Source organism: Bacillus sp. FSL M8-0077, assembly GCF_038050255.1.
In the GTDB taxonomy this organism is placed as follows: domain Bacteria; phylum Bacillota; class Bacilli; order Bacillales; family Bacillaceae; genus Bacillus; species Bacillus altitudinis.
The window spans coordinates 3,722,489-3,737,471 of sequence record NZ_JBBPAF010000001.1 but is presented as its reverse complement, the minus strand read 5'-3'; the positions used below and the strand labels follow the sequence as shown (position 1 = coordinate 3,737,471).

At 41.4% G+C, this 14,983-nt stretch carries 16 protein-coding genes; 10 read left to right on the top strand and 6 right to left on the bottom strand.

Translation table 11 applies throughout. The features are described 5' to 3' along the window. Positions 1–34: 34 nt before the first annotated feature. The 3 genes from NST57_RS19365 to NST57_RS19355 form a co-directional block, all read right to left on the bottom strand. The gene (locus tag NST57_RS19365) at positions 35–1,456 is read right to left on the bottom strand and encodes a four-carbon acid sugar kinase family protein (RefSeq protein ID WP_142153245.1); all 1,422 of its coding nucleotides are present in this window, start codon (positions 1,454–1,456) and stop codon (positions 35–37) included. Positions 1,457–1,462: 6 nt separating this feature from the next. Next, a complete protein-coding gene (garR, locus tag NST57_RS19360; RefSeq protein WP_341299096.1) occupies positions 1,463–2,356 on the bottom strand; it encodes a 2-hydroxy-3-oxopropionate reductase in 894 nt (297 codons plus the stop codon). A 200-nt stretch (positions 2,357–2,556) separates the two neighbouring features. Continuing rightward, positions 2,557–3,414, bottom strand: a complete 858-nt coding sequence (locus tag NST57_RS19355) for a MurR/RpiR family transcriptional regulator (RefSeq protein ID WP_017368342.1) — start codon at positions 3,412–3,414, stop codon at positions 2,557–2,559. Between the two features lie 160 nt (positions 3,415–3,574). On the opposite strand from NST57_RS19355, the gene NST57_RS19350 reads away from it, so the two are divergent. Beyond that, positions 3,575–4,252 (top strand): DUF3298 and DUF4163 domain-containing protein, encoded by a 678-nt coding sequence (locus NST57_RS19350; protein ID WP_017368341.1) that lies wholly within the window; start codon positions 3,575–3,577, stop codon positions 4,250–4,252. Positions 4,253–4,330: 78 nt separating this feature from the next. Here NST57_RS19350 and NST57_RS19345 read toward each other — a convergent pair whose 3' ends face one another. Next, positions 4,331–4,510, bottom strand: coding sequence for a hypothetical protein (locus NST57_RS19345; RefSeq protein ID WP_008345664.1), 180 nt, complete (start codon positions 4,508–4,510; stop codon positions 4,331–4,333). A gap of 287 nt (positions 4,511–4,797) precedes the next feature. Beyond that, on the bottom strand, positions 4,798–6,030 hold the full coding sequence (gene pepT, locus NST57_RS19340) for a peptidase T (RefSeq protein WP_341299095.1): 1,233 nt from the start codon (positions 6,028–6,030) through the stop codon (positions 4,798–4,800). Positions 6,031–6,256: 226 nt separating this feature from the next. Here pepT and NST57_RS19335 point away from each other — a divergent pair, with 226 nt between their 5' ends. The 5 genes from NST57_RS19335 to NST57_RS19315 all read left to right on the top strand — a co-directional run bounded on the left by NST57_RS19335 (position 6,257) and on the right by NST57_RS19315 (position 9,650). After that, positions 6,257–6,580: a WXG100 family type VII secretion target gene (locus tag NST57_RS19335; RefSeq protein WP_142153239.1), complete on the top strand. Its 324-nt coding sequence runs from the start codon at positions 6,257–6,259 to the stop codon at positions 6,578–6,580. 4 nt (positions 6,581–6,584) lie between these two features. After that, the gene (locus NST57_RS19330; protein WP_341299094.1) at positions 6,585–7,781 is read left to right on the top strand and encodes a DUF6861 domain-containing protein; all 1,197 of its coding nucleotides are present in this window, start codon (positions 6,585–6,587) and stop codon (positions 7,779–7,781) included. Positions 7,782–7,793: 12 nt separating this feature from the next. Further along, entirely contained in the window at positions 7,794–8,552 is a 759-nt protein-coding gene (locus NST57_RS19325; RefSeq protein WP_341299093.1) for a hypothetical protein, read from the top strand. A 21-nt stretch (positions 8,553–8,573) separates the two neighbouring features. After that, positions 8,574–9,098, top strand: a complete 525-nt coding sequence (locus NST57_RS19320; protein WP_142153235.1) for a DUF5381 family protein — start codon at positions 8,574–8,576, stop codon at positions 9,096–9,098. A gap of 96 nt (positions 9,099–9,194) precedes the next feature. After that, positions 9,195–9,650 (top strand): helix-turn-helix domain-containing protein, encoded by a 456-nt coding sequence (locus tag NST57_RS19315; protein WP_142153233.1) that lies wholly within the window; start codon positions 9,195–9,197, stop codon positions 9,648–9,650. Positions 9,651–9,703: 53 nt separating this feature from the next. Here NST57_RS19315 and NST57_RS19310 read toward each other — a convergent pair whose 3' ends face one another. Beyond that, the gene (locus NST57_RS19310; protein ID WP_008345648.1) at positions 9,704–10,051 is read right to left on the bottom strand and encodes a helix-turn-helix domain-containing protein; all 348 of its coding nucleotides are present in this window, start codon (positions 10,049–10,051) and stop codon (positions 9,704–9,706) included. Positions 10,052–10,257: 206 nt separating this feature from the next. On the opposite strand from NST57_RS19310, the gene NST57_RS19305 reads away from it, so the two are divergent. The 4 genes from NST57_RS19305 to NST57_RS19290 all read left to right on the top strand — a co-directional run bounded on the left by NST57_RS19305 (position 10,258) and on the right by NST57_RS19290 (position 14,967). After that, positions 10,258–11,247, top strand: coding sequence for an asparaginase (locus tag NST57_RS19305; protein ID WP_017358664.1), 990 nt, complete (start codon positions 10,258–10,260; stop codon positions 11,245–11,247). A 28-nt stretch (positions 11,248–11,275) separates the two neighbouring features. Then, positions 11,276–12,697, top strand: coding sequence for an aspartate ammonia-lyase (aspA, locus tag NST57_RS19300; protein ID WP_142153231.1), 1,422 nt, complete (start codon positions 11,276–11,278; stop codon positions 12,695–12,697). A 143-nt stretch (positions 12,698–12,840) separates the two neighbouring features. Next, positions 12,841–14,247, top strand: coding sequence for a Na+/H+ antiporter NhaC (gene nhaC, locus NST57_RS19295; RefSeq protein WP_073413177.1), 1,407 nt, complete (start codon positions 12,841–12,843; stop codon positions 14,245–14,247). A 294-nt stretch (positions 14,248–14,541) separates the two neighbouring features. Continuing rightward, the gene (locus NST57_RS19290; protein WP_008345637.1) at positions 14,542–14,967 is read left to right on the top strand and encodes a YwqH-like family protein; all 426 of its coding nucleotides are present in this window, start codon (positions 14,542–14,544) and stop codon (positions 14,965–14,967) included. The last annotated feature ends 16 nt before the right edge of the window (positions 14,968–14,983 follow it).

The following is a 14,983-nucleotide window of genomic DNA, read 5'->3' as shown; positions in this document are numbered from 1 at the left end:
TGCTGCATAAGGGAGCGTGAACACCCCCTCTGCTTTATCCTTCAAGTATGTCTACTGCTTCTTTTAACGTATCCTTTGAGCCAACATTTCCCGGGAAAATCACATAAGACATAAATGGGAATTTGCTTTCTTCTCCTGTTTGCCAAACGGGAATACCTGGTTTGATTTGACCTGCGACAGTCGCACGTTTGACGCTGAGTCCTCTTGTTCCAATATCACTTGAGGTGATCCCACCTTTAGCAATGAGGTACTTAGGGCGAATGGAGAGGCGCTGGACAATGCTTGTTACAGCATCACTAATCTGAACAGACAGCTTCAATTCTTCTTCTCGGCGATTGTCCCCAAGATCAAGTCGTTCTCTCCTTGTATAAACGGTAACCGATTGCCCGGTTGTTAAAAGCCTTTCAGTTTGTTGAATCACGCGGTCAATTTCCTCTTGAAATGCTTCAGGTTCTAACACGAGGTGTGTATCAAATTCAATAAATGCGATGTCTTCATTTTGCTGCAGCGCTCGCAATTGTTCGGTTGTTTTTTTAACATGGGAACCGACCATGATGAGGCCACCGTGCCTGCTTTCTTCCTGTATTAAGTCTTGTCTAGTTAATAGTGCTTGATCCTCAACACCGCCAAGCACTTTTGTGAGAGCTGCCGCACTTCTAAATAGAAAGTGCTGATCTGCTTTGATGGCATCTATGAGGGCAACGACAAAGACTTTGACATCGTCATAGTCCACTGCATTCACAACCACTTTTTGAAAATCCTTCACGGTCATCAGCTGATCCTTTATTTGTTCAATACGTAAAGCCCGGATATCTTCTAAAGAAATATAAGTAGTGTTTTCCTTAGTGAACGATCCGTTTGATTTCTCTTCGATCCATTCTCCGAGGTGAGAAGATTGAAATCCGAATGTACGATCCAATGCAAATTCTGTGTCACCAGCAGGAATTAATTCGTGACCTTCCTGTACGTAGTGAATATTGCCAATCGTAAAGCGGCCGCCTTCTTTAAAAAAGGGAAGAAGAATTTCGCCGTCAAATTGGCGGGAGCTTTGCTGTTCAATGGTCGTTCTGAGAATTTCAGTCTCCAGTGGGAAATGTCCACGCAGGGTGGAATCTCCTCGGCTGACAATGATGAAATCTTGATCAAGCCGTTCAGCCGTTTTCACAATCGTTGATGCGATCGTTTCATGAAGAACCGCCGTTTCTTTCTCTGTCATACTGCGAGAGTTGGTTAAGATAAAGAACATACGGCTGTCTTCAAGAAAACCAGCCTCAATGCTTTTCTCTGACCAATCGGTGAAAACAGAGACGCCGTGTACGGTTTGAATGCCTGTTGGGTCATCGTCTAATACAATCACTTTATGGTGGAAATGGTTTAGTGCTTGTTCGTATACTGATTGAATGCGGTCTGAATCCGCTTTCGGAATGGCATTTAGTAACTCAATGCTTTGTTTCATAGAACCTCATCCTTTCTTCACTTCAACATGAGCCATCTTTTCGTAATATTGAACGATTCCGCCGTGATCAAGTCCAGACTTTCCGTCCGCTTTGAGGGCGTGGAAGATTTCCAGCAGCTGACTAGAAAGCGGGAGAGGAACGCCGATATCATGGGCGGTTTCCATGACATTGGTTAAATCCTTTAAGTTGATGTCAATACGTCCGCCAGGCTCAAAGTTTCGTTCTAAAATGAGAGGAACCTTCGCATCGAGGACAGCACTTCCTGCCAGTCCACCTCGGATGGCTTCATACATTTTATCAATCGCAATGCCAGACTTAGCGGCAAGGACGAGTGCCTCGGACATGGCAGCGATATTTAAGTTGACGATGATTTGATTCGCAAGCTTAGCGGTTGTCCCGCTTCCATTTGATCCAACTAATACGACATCTGTGCCCATGGCATAGAGGACATCCTTTACTTGTTCAAAGATCTCTTCTTCTCCGCCCGCCATAATCGCAAGTGTCCCGTCTATCGCCTTTGGCTCTCCGCCACTGACAGGAGCATCGATAAATTCGACCTCATGCTGTTTTGCCAGTGCCGCTAATGCTCTTGAAGTAACAGGTGAAATAGAGCTCATATCTATAATGATCGTGCCAGGTTTTGCTGTAGCCAATATGCCTTGTTCACCTGCTACGACTGCTTCTACATGCTCACCTTTTGGAAGCATCGTGATTATGATATCGCTTACAGATGCTGCCTCAGCAGCTGATGCAGCGGCATTTGCGCCCACTTCTTTTAATGCTAGAACAGCTTCTGTATGAATATCGAAAACAGTCACAGTATGACCTGCTTTTAATAGATTGAGTGCCATAGGTTTCCCCATAATGCCTAATCCAATGAATCCAATTTGCTTTGCCATTTTGTCCGCCTCCTATTTAGAAACCCCTTACAAAAAGCGCTTTCTTTTCTTTTTGTTAGTATATATACTATCTATTTAATTTAATAGTAGGAAATAAACTATTGTTCATTTAATGTACATGACGAAATAGGAATGTGTCAACGGAAAATATGAGAAAAGTCACAAAAAAAAGACCGGAAACAGCTCCGGTCTATGGTCGATTATGTTTTATTTTTAGCTACAGCTAATCGAGAACGTTTGACGTTGTCGATTGCATTTGATCCTAATTCTAAAACAGCTGCGACGTACAAAACATCAATAATCACAAGCTGATTAATACGAGAAATCATTGAGTCAGAACGATAGGTTGTTTCTCTCGATGAACTGAGCAGATGAAAGTCGGATTTCTTGGCGAGCTCTGATTTCGGATAGCTCGTAATCGAGGCAACCGTTGCACCTTTTTCCTTTGCAAATTGCACGGCATCAAGGATTTCTCTACTTTCCCCTGAATGTGAGATCGCGACGATAAAATCATGTTCCGTTGCATGTGTTGCAATCATATTCATCATATGAGGATCACTACATAGACTCACTTCAAAGCCAAGTTGGAGAAACTTATGATAGGCATCTCCGGCAATAAAACTGGAGGCACCTGCTCCAAAGAAGACGGTTTTATGAGCCTGTTTCATTTGCTCAATAAATTGTGTCACAGCTTGGTCTTCTAAAATATGTTTCATATCCTGAATAGAGTTGGTTGTTAATTCTATGACCTTATGTTTAATATCTGCGACACTATCAGATGCTTCGATCTCACCGTATATGGATTGAGGCGTATTGGTCGCAATATCCTGCGCGACATGGACACGAAACACTTGATAGGACTCATAGCCAATTTTTCGCAGAAAACGAAAGATCGTCGTTTCACTTGTGTTGCATTCAGCAGCGAGTGCACTAATCGAATGAAGCACAACTTTCTGAGGGTTTTGTAAAATGTAATTGGCAATCTTTTTCTGGGTAGGGGACAAACTATGAAATGTTGTCCGGATATGACTGAAAATATTCTCTTCTATGATAAACACCACACTTCATCTAACATTCTATCTTAAGCATACAGGAACTTATGAAAACGGTAAACAAACCTCATACGAAAATAAAGAATAATATGGAAGAAAACACTTCTTTTGGTTCTTTTGTCATGGTATACTCAATTGGTAATAGACAAAAATGGGGGTTTTTACTATGACAATGAAAAAAGGCCTAACGATCAGCCTGCTCATTTTTTCGCTGATTGTTTCGTTGTTTGCTCCGGTTGGATCTGCGGATGCCAAACAAGTGAAAAAAGCAAAAGTAAGTACACACTATTATAAAAAGAAAAAAACGTTTAAATATGCACAGGTGAAAAACCTTAGTAAAGCGCATATGAAAACCATCAACCATGATTTAAAAGAAGATATCGCATTTTCCTACTCTACGTATTTGTTCTTAAAGGACGAAGCGAAAAAAGAAGGCATTGGGAAGATCACATACGAGAGATCGTTTAAAACGAAATTTAATAATGGGAAGAAACTAAGTATCCTAAACTATGATTACATGAATGACGGTAGCATGCACGGGGATACGATGGTTACGAGCATGAACTATGTGTTAACAAAGAAAAAAACAAAGCAATTGTACTTTACAGATGTGGTAAAAACAAAGAAAAAGCGTACAAAAGTAAGAGATTATATCTATAACTACACAAAGAAGCATAAAAGTAAATTCTATGCGAATCTGAAAAAAAGCGATATTCAAATCGGCTACGACACGCAGTACTACTTCACGAAAAAGGGAATCGCTGTTGTCTTCCAGCCATATGAAATTTCACCGTACTATGTAGGAATTCCTATGATTCAAGTACCTGCGAAGGTGTATAAATAAACAAGAGAAACGGCCATGAATTTGGTCGTTTTTTTATACATAAAAAGAGCCCCTAGTGATGAGGCTCTTCTTTTACATTTATACTTGTTTGGGTGCATCGTTTAGTGGGTGACGGCGTTTGCCGTTGTAGTGGCGGCGCATACGAAAGATTTCAAACTCCGAAAGCTCTGCGCTTTTTCGTTTTTGGGTGCGGTTATCTTTTTTGAAAGAGAATAGTAAGTAGCAGCAAAGTGAAGCGATAATCAATAAAATCATCATATGACATTCCTCCAATTCATCCTATTCTTTAAGTGTAGACAGGGTGAGTGATGTTTATAACTGAAAATAGTTAGCAAATCGTGTTTAGTTCTAAAGGTTTATTCAGACTGTTTTTTAGGTCTAAAATACTGGTTGTTTTTAACTATTATATTTCCAGTTATTTCACTCGTCAAGAAGAATTTTTCTGGGGTTGTCTCTATTAGTACGATTAAGTGTCATGAAAGTTTCAGAAAATTGTAAACTTTTATTAAAAAACCGTTCCCGAACAGGAACGGTTGTAAACATGTTTATGCTTTTTCTTCAAATAAACGTGCAATTTCCACGATCACTTCTGCTGCTTTCAGCATGTTCTCTACAGAGATGAATTCATATTTTCCGTGGAAGTTTTCGCCACCAGTAAAGATGTTTGGCGTTGGAAGTCCTTTATATGAAAGCTGTGAGCCATCTGTACCGCCGCGGATTGGTTCAATGATAGGTGTCACTGAGCGGTTTTCCATGGCTTCATGAGCGATGTCTACGATATGTTTGACTGGCTCAATTTTTTCTCTCATATTGTAATATTGATCCTGAATGCTAAGGGTGATGCTGTTTTCGCCATATACCGCTTTTAAGTCATTTGCGATTTTTTCAAACAGTGCTTTGCGCTTGTTGAATTTCTCTTTATCAAAATCACGAATAATATATTGCAGCTCTGCTTCTTCTACTTCTCCTACAAACCTCGTGAGGTGGAAAAAGCCTTCGTATCCTTCTGTGTATTCTGGAGATTCATCTGAAGGAAATTTGTTGTGAAAGAGCATGCCGATCTTTGCAGCACTGACCATTTTGTCTTTTGCTGTCCCTGGATGAACGTTGTTTCCTTTAATTGATACTTTTGCACCTGCGGCGTTGAAGCTTTCATATTGCAGCTCTCCAAGCGGGCCGCCGTCAATCGTATAAGCATAAGAAGCGCCAAAGGCATCAACATCGAATTTGTGCGGTCCTCTGCCGATCTCTTCATCTGGTGTGAAGGCGACACGAATTTTTCCATGCTTGATTTCTGGATGCTCAATCAGGTAATGCATGGCGGTCATAATTTCTGCGATACCTGCTTTGTTATCTGCACCAAGCAGGGTCGTGCCATCAGTCGTGATGAGCGTATGTCCTTGGTATTTTTGTAAATTTGGAAACTGTGCTGGAGATAATACGATATGTAGATCTTCGTTTAACGTGATGTCCCCGCCTTGATAGTTCTCATGAATCTGCGGTTTCACGTTCTTGCCAGTGAAGTCAGTGGCTGTGTCGATATGAGCCAGGAAGCCAATGGTCGGCACTTCTTTGTCTGTGTTAGATGGGATCGTGCCCATGACATAACCGTTTTCATCCATTGTCACTTCTTGAATGCCGATGGATTTCATCTCTTCAACGAGCTGCCTTGCTAGGTTCAGCTGTCCTTCAGTGGATGGGCAGCTCTCCATGTCTGCATCAGACTGTGTATCCACTTTTACATAACTTGTGAATCGCTGGATCATTTCCTCTTTCATCAATACGTCACTCCTTTTGTAGAATATGTTCATTTTATCATGTCTTGAATGCGCTTCATAACAAGAAAGGCTTTCTCTGACAATTAGAGAGGAAAAAGACCTACTTTTATTTTGCAATGTGCTGAATGGTTCTTTAGGGTGATTTTTTTGGGTGTCTTTTTATTTATAATGAGGACATATAAAATCATCCATTTGTACGTTAATTTGGGAGAAAGGGGTGCGAAAGTTGGATTCTAGTCAAACACTTGCACTCGCTCAAAAGTTCCAGGAAGCCGCTGATGGCATTCGGCAGTCGAAGCAGCTGCTTGAGAATCGGCTGAAGGCAGTTGGATCAGGCTGGCAAGGAGAAGCAAGAGATAAATTTGATCAAAGCTTTGAGGAAACAGCGGCACGCTATGATCAATTTGAAAAGGACTTGCTTGAAACAAGTCAGGAACTGCGGGATGCTGCTGTCAAAATCGAGGAACGTAAAGCTGAAATCGCCAGAATGGAAGAGCTTGAGCGAAAAAGGCGAGAAGAACGGAGAGAAAGAAATCGAGAAGGGAGATGATGTGATGGCGCGTGACATTGTAGTAGATCCAGATCAGCTGACAGGGCTGGCGAATGATGTTGTAGGAGAGCTTTCGGCCATCGAAACAAAGCACCACGATTTACATAGTGAACTGGATGGTCTCATCCTAGGCTGTGATCCTCGTTATCGAAGCTGTTTTTCTGGAGTAGGAGATGCATGGGGTTCTGGACAAGCCTTAATGAGCAAATTAAGCAGTGACGACATTGCCATTCGTCATGCAACGGATAAAATGGTCGAAGCTGATGATATTTTAAGGAAAATGTACAGTCTGTATGATCAATATGGTACACTCACGAGCCTAGCTGGTATTGTGATGATGCAGGCAAAATACTATGGGCTTGGGATGACGACCTTTATGAAAGAAAATGGCCGCTATGCTGCGCAGCATTCAAAGCTCCTTCTTGATGTAACCGGACGGGTAGAAGGTACGAGATTTGACCGGTTGGCAAGGATTTGGCTGAGTAAAAAAGAATTATTAAAACGATCGAATTGGTCGATGGCTGACCTGGTCCATAAGAAATTTACAAAATTTTATCCTAGCGATACAGTGGCGTTTACGAACAGTGTACGTGATTTCACAAAAGGAAGTATCAATTGGAAGGACACGGCTGGCATCAAGTCTGTTCTGAAAAATGGTGCAAGGTTTGCGAAAGGAAATGCCATCATTGCAACGGTCGTCACGGGTGCAACAGAAACGGTTGGCTGCGGTCTGAAAATTGCGGAGAACTATGCGGAATTTGGGGATCAGCCAGAAGTGCTCAAGCGTGAAAATGCAAAGGCTGTTGGAAATGCAGTGAATAATACGGTCTTTATTGCAGGCGGATCTGTTGCAGGTGCCGTTGTGGGCGGCGCTCTTGGAAGTTTTGCTGGACCAATTGGAACAGTTGTCGGCGGTGCGATAGGATCAGCCGTAGGTGGCTTTATTGGTGAAAAAGTTGCCAAGCTTACTTCTGGTTTTGCAGAACAGGTCGCAGTGAAATTAAAAGACCCAATTCATGCGGTTGTCGATAAAGGAAAAAAAGCATTTGAACTGGCAGGTCAAGGTGTTAAAGCAGTCAATGACACCATTGATCAAGCAAATCAGGTGATACATAAAGGAATAGAAAAAACAAAAGAAACCGCAGATTCGCTGTTGAAAGGTGCAGGTGATTTCTTGAAGGGCGCATTTTCTTTTGGATAAGGAGAGATCAAGTTGGATCAGCTAAGTCTAAGTATCGAGGAACTCATCTTTAGTTTTTACAGTGAAGGCTATTTTGAACAAGGAATGTCTTTAAAGGAAGCCTATTATCCAGATGTAGAGGATGAACGTCTTGGGTTTTTATTTGAAATTGCATGTCGCTCTTTGCTGGCAAAAGACGTGCTGGAATTTCGAAATAGACAATACCGTTATAAAGAAAAATACCGGCATTTCATTCAAGCCATGAACGATGCATCACATACCGTGAAAGCTTCAAGGTTTGGTGCATTAGATGAAGAGGTCAGTACGTCCTTTCATACGACTCAGGCAGGTGTGTATGCGCATCATACGCTTTATGATCAACAAGTGCATCAGATTCACAAACTAAAAGACGATCAGCAGACTGTGGAGCAAGTGACAACCTTTTTGAACATACAGATGAGTGAACGCCTTACACCAGTCATTAACTTGCAGGCAGAAGAATTTGAACTGCTGTTAGAACAAGCCAGTCAAACGAATGAAGAGTGGCCTTCTTTTCTAAATAAAGCAGAGAACCAAGAGCTTGTGCGGGAATTTGCTTCTGATGTAAGGGTCAGAAAAGGAAAAATGGATTCTCTGATGAAGGTCACTTATGATAAAAATAATACGCCGGATGTAGAGTCTATGATATTTGTTATTCCGGGGCAGAGACATTCTTGGCTAGTGTCGGGCATGAAGGAAAATGAATTTCGGATAGAGACGGCTCATAGGGACGGATTACGTTCTATATTCTAATGGAGAAAAGGAGAATGACGCTTGAATTCAAGTGAAGTAATAGAAGTGAGGAGCAGACCCTTTCTAAGAGTATGGGCATTCTTAGCAACGGGCGGTTTTGGCATCATTGGTATTTGGTTGTTTTCAGAAGCTCTTACATTTGAATCGAATTATACGTTGTTTTTATTTTTAGGCGGATTATTAGGTATTGTCTATGGATGGATCTCTTTTTTGATGGTTCTGCCAGCTTTTACGAAGAGGGGAAATGTGATTTTCCGCATTCAGCGTGGGGAGAATGGGGCTGTTTTATACCGCCAACAAACAATCTCTTTTCAAGACATTCAATCTATTGATATGCGCAGGCATCGTTACAGTATTAGGGGATTTCTGTTCATGGATGTGCTCATTCGGAAAATGGATGGGAAGTTGATCAAGATTCCGGCGTACAGTATTTTAGATGAAGAAGTATTTGAGCAAACGGTGAAACAAGACATTTATCCATATTTACATGAGGCCGCCCAAGAGGATTGGAAACAGCAGCATGGTCATGGTGAACAGAATCAATAGATGTTTTCGTCATCATTCCATGAGGTGAGACGTCACTTTTTTTAAGAGATCGTGTATGATGTCAGTAAAGACTGAACACTCAAGAGGTGATGAGAGATGGACAAAGAAATGGTAATCGACCTCGTCACAGAACAAATGGCACGAATTCGAAAAGAAAAAGACTATACGCAGGATCGCATGGCTGAGGTGCTTGGTCTATCCAAGCGGCATTTGCAGCAGGTAGAAAAGAATCGTCTTCGCCTCAACTGGACGCAATCTGCGGCCGTATGTGCATTATTCAGGGATAGTGACATTTTAAAAGGGACACTTGGGGATGATCCGCTTGAGATTTTGGAAGTCGTCGCCCATGATGAATTGCATTTATCTGTTGAACGTACGATTGGTGGAAAGGTTTGGTGGCGGACGTCTGTGGAAAAAGGTGCGTTTCGTCTCCAGCAAAATGTGCTAAGCCAGCATTACCGCATCTTAGATGATGAGAATTATCGCTATTATAGTTCCTTTAATAAAGAAGAAGCAAAGCGGCGGTTAGAGGAATTGAGTGAGCTGTCGTAAGCAGAAAAAGAGAGGTACCCATATTGACTGGGACCTCTCTTTTTTTGTGTTGTTTATACTTTCAGAGTGTTTTTCGCCCGAATAAAGGCAACAAGCTGTTTAATTTCTTCATCTGTTAGTGGAACGCCGTCTACATGGATGGTTCCTTCTTTTGCTTCCGTCAGTTCAACTTTGATATCAGAGATTTTGCGTTGTATCTCTGGCTCGTCCGTTCTACCAAGTAAAAAATCAATGGACGTATCATACAAATCAGCCAGCAGTTTCACTGCTTCAAGCGAAGGTCGTCGGTACCCAGATTCGTAACCGGCATAGGTGCTTTTGGCGATACCTAGGCGATCTGCCGTATGCTGGAGAGACCATTTTTTCTTTTTTCTAAGGGTGGTTAAACGATCGAGTATCATACATGAACGCTCCTTTATATACAACAACAGTATATCATATTTTGACAAAGAGTGTACGCGTTATGCGTAATAATTTCTTGATTAATTCGCGTTATGTGACTATAATGGCAATGAAGGTACGCGTAAAGCGTATATTATAGAATAGCACAAGCTGGCTTATAATATGTGTGACAAACGAAGTAATTTTACTGAAAGAGGTGGACCTGTTGAAGAAATTATTGCTTTTAACCACTGGTGGGACGATTGCATCTGTAGAGAGTGAAAATGGTTTAGCTCCAGGTGTTAAAGCTGAGGACCTTTTAAGCTATTTAAACGAAATTAATGCAGACTACACAATGGACACAAAGTCCCTAATGAGTATAGATAGTACCAATATGCAGCCTGAATACTGGGTTGATATCGCAACAGCCATTTATGAAAATTATGATCAATATGACGGATTTGTCGTCACGCATGGTACGGACACAATGGCCTATACATCAGCAGCACTATCGTATATGCTACAAAATCCTGATAAGCCAATTGTCATTACAGGGTCACAAATCCCGATTACATTTAAGAAAACAGATGCGAAGAAAAACATTACAGATGCGATTCGTTTTGCATGTGACGGTGTTGGCGGCGTATACGTCGTGTTTGATGGCAGAGTCATTCAAGGAACTCGCGCAATCAAACTAAGAACGAAAAGCTACGATGCATTTGAAAGTATTAACTACCCATATATTGCATCGATTGAAAATCATCAAATTGAATACAATAGCAAAGTAAAAAGATCATCAATGAAACCGCTTAAATTAGATGCATCCTTGAACACAGACGTTTGTTTATTAAAACTGCATCCAGGACTGAAGCCTGAGTTTTTAGATTCAATCAAAGGTTTGTACAAAGGAGTCGTTATTGAAAGCTACGGCAGCGGCGGAATTCCTTTTGAAGGAAGAAACCTTTTAGAAAAAATCAACGAATTGCTGGAAGAAGGCATTTCTGTTGTGATCACCACTCAGTGTCTCGAAGAAGGAGAAGACATGAGTGTGTATGAAGTAGGACGTAAAATCAATCAAGAACTGGTTGCTCGTTCAAGAAACATGAACACAGAAGCCATCGTGCCGAAGTTGATGTGGGCATTAGGTAAAACAACAGATCCACGAGAAGTGAAAAAGATTATGGAAACGCCAATCGCAGAAGATTTAGTGATTTAACTATTCTATAGAAAGCAGGTCATACGAGATGGTTCAAGCAACTTATCGTTACGAGAAGGATTTTCTAGGTGAAAAAGAAATTCCGGCAGACGTGTATTATGGTGTTCAAACACTTCGTGCAAAAGAAAATTTCCCGATTACAGGATATCGCATGCATGAAGAACTCATTCGGGCATTTGCCATCGTCAAAAAAGCAGCAGCTCAAGCCAACATGGAAGTTGGACGTCTATATGAAGGAATTGGAAATGCCATCGTTCAAGCTTCAGATGAAGTGATTGAAGGCAAACTCCATGAATATTTCATCGTAGACCCGATTCAAGGCGGCGCAGGAACGTCTATGAATATGAATGCCAATGAAGTCATTGGAAACAGAGCCCTCGAGATCATGGGACATCAAAAAGGTGAATACATTCATTTAAGTCCAAACACACATGTGAACATGTCGCAATCGACAAATGATTCGTTCCCAACGGCGATTCATATTGCTGTGCTCAAGCAGTTAGACATTTTGCTTGAGACGATGCAGGCCATGCAGGACGTATTTCAAAAGAAAGCAAAAGAATTCGATCATGTGATCAAAATGGGGCGTACTCATTTACAAGATGCTGTTCCGATCCGTTTAGGACAAGAGTTTGAAGCATACAGCCGTGTGCTCAGCCGTGATATTAAACGAATCAACCAATCAAAACAGCATTTATATGAAGTAAATATGGGTGCGACAGCTGTTGGGACAGGCCTCAATGCAGATCCTCGCTACATCGAAATCGTAGTGAAGAAGCTTGCTGATATTTCTGGACTGCCATTAGTAGGCGCAGAGCACCTCGTAGATGCGACGCAAAATACAGATGCATACACAGAAGTATCTGCTGCCTTAAAAGTATGCATGATGAACATGTCTAAAATTGCGAATGACCTTCGTTTAATGGCATCTGGCCCACGTGCAGGTCTTGCTGAGATTGTATTACCAGCTCGTCAGCCGGGATCATCCATTATGCCTGGGAAAGTCAATCCAGTCATGGCAGAGCTCATTAACCAAATCGCATTCCAGGTCATTGGGAACGACCACACCATCTGCCTTGCTTCTGAAGCAGGCCAGCTGGAGTTAAATGTGATGGAGCCTGTTCTGGTCTTTAACTTGCTTCAATCTATTAGTATAATGAATAACGGATTCCGCTCATTCACAGATCATTGTTTAGCGGACATCGAAGCAAATGAAAAACGTTTGAAAGAATATGTCGAAAAAAGTGCAGGTGTCATTACTGCGGTAAACCCTCACTTAGGCTATGAAGCCGCGGCTAGAATCGCAAGGGAAGCCATTTTAACAGGACAATCGATCAGAGATCTTTGCCTGCAAAATGATGTGTTAACAGAAGAAGAACTTGATATTATTTTGAATCCTTACGAGATGACAAAGCCTGGCATTGCGGGTGCAGAGCTCCTAGAGCGATAATAATATCAAAAATTTTATTTTATTAATATGTGGAATTGCCTGTGAAATAGAGAAAAACAGGCAATTCACTTTCTTTCGAATTGACACACTTTTTTCACAATATTTTGAAAACGCTTAACGCACGCACAAAGGGAGGAAACAAAATGAAAACACCACGTCTACCGTCTATTTTAGAAGTCGTGTCTGTACTTGGCTTATTTTTAGCAATTGTTTTATCATTCACTCTTTACTTCAAACTAGATATTCAGCTAGCATTGTTCATCTCATGGTTTATGGTTATCGCATTAGGTATTCGATTGGGGCATTCCTATAAGGATCTCCAAAATGCGATCACAAAAGGGATATCGAATGGGTTAGAAGCCATTTTGATCTTAATTGCAGTAGGTGCACTTGTTGGAACATGGATTGCAGGTGGAGTTGTTCCTACGCTCATCTACTATGGTCTAGAATTCATTCATCCTAATATTTTCTTATTAGCTACACTGGTCATCTGTGCAATCATGTCCATTGCAACAGGAACCTCTTGGGGTACAGTTGGAACGGCAGGGATTGCGATGATCGCAATTGGTGAAGGTCTTGGAATTCCACTTCCGATTGTAGCAGGGGCCGTCTTATCTGGTGCTTATTTTGGAGATAAATTATCCCCATTATCAGATAGTACAGTGCTCGCTTCCTCTCTTTCAAAAGTGGACGTGCTGGCGCATGTTCGAGCAATGATGGTTTTATCCATACCAGCCTTTGTGATTACAGCGATTATGTTTACGGTTACAGGTTTTATGTATGGCGGACGCAACATTGATCAAGGTAAAGTAGAATTTTTGAAAAATGCCCTTCATGATACATTCACAATCAACATTTGGATGGTCATCCCAGCAGTAGTGGTTGTATTACTGCTCGTATTTAAGAAACCTTCAATGCCAGTTATTGCGATTGGTGCACTTTTAGGAGCCATTTGGGCGATGGCTTTCCAAGGAATGAATCCAGCAGATGCGATTGGTTCAGCATACAATGGCTTCTCTATTAATTCAGATGTAGATTTCTTAAATACGCTGTTAAATCGTGGCGGTATTGTGAATATGCTTGGATCTCTAGTGGTCATTATTCTCGGACTTGGTTTTGGTGGCGTACTTGAATATCTTGGCATCTTAAAAGTAATTGTCGCTACTTTCGAGAAGAAATTATATAATGCAGGAAATGTAACCCTATCTACACTTGTTGTTGCATTCTTCGCAAATATCTTCGGCTGTGCGATGTACGTTTCATTAATTCTTACACCGAAAATTATGGAAAAAAGCTATGATAAATTGAAAATAGACAGACGCGTTCTATCTAGAAATGCTGAAGTCGGTGGAACAATGACGTCTGGTATGGTTCCGTGGTCAGATAACGGAATTTACATGGCAGGGATTCTAGGCGTCTCGACATTCTCTTATTTACCATTTATGTGGTTGAGCTTTGTTGCCATTGGTCTTGCTATTATCTACGGATATACAGGGAAATTCATTTGGTACGTCAAAAATCAACAAGATTCAGAAGAATCGGCTTCATAAGCCGTTTACAAAAGCCACCCTCCCTGGGTGGCTTTTGTTTGTCCTAGGACCGTAAGACTATGTGTGTTTTCAGAAGAAAGGATATGTATTTTGACCCCCTATAAAAGAGGTCTTAAGGTGTGGTATGAAGGCGATTGAAAGCATATTTATACCATAAAAAGGGCACAAATCCCTATTCAAACATGAGTCTTTGAACCTTATAATAACAATATTGGAAAAAGTGCGATTCATCATTACGCTCGTTTAGAGGGACTCTAAGCAGCGTTTTTATTTTTGACAGGAGGAGGAACCCATATGAGCTTATCGGATATGCTGTCTGCCCTTAATGGTGGCATTTCAAATAAAAAGGCAGAGATCGAAGAGAAAATTGCTCGACTCAAAAAGGCAAAAAGTAAGGTTGAACGTGAACAAGATGCGGCAGAAACAGACCTAAAACAAATCAAGCAGCCAAAGCTTGGGGCCTCTTGGAAAGGTGAGCGGAGCCAAGATTTCAAATCAGAGCGAAATGAAGCGCATGATGCGCTGCAAACGATCGTAAGCGATAAATACCCACGCTACGTGAGCCGAATCGAATTCAAAATCAGTACACTAGAAGCAGAGCAGGCTGCCTTATCCTTTGCCAGCTCTTTAGCTGGAGATGCCGCACGTCTGGCTGAAAAAGGAGAAGACGCAGTAGAAGACGCGAAACGCTTGATCTCAAAAGCATGGAGCAGCTTGTAAGCGAGCTTCATGCTGA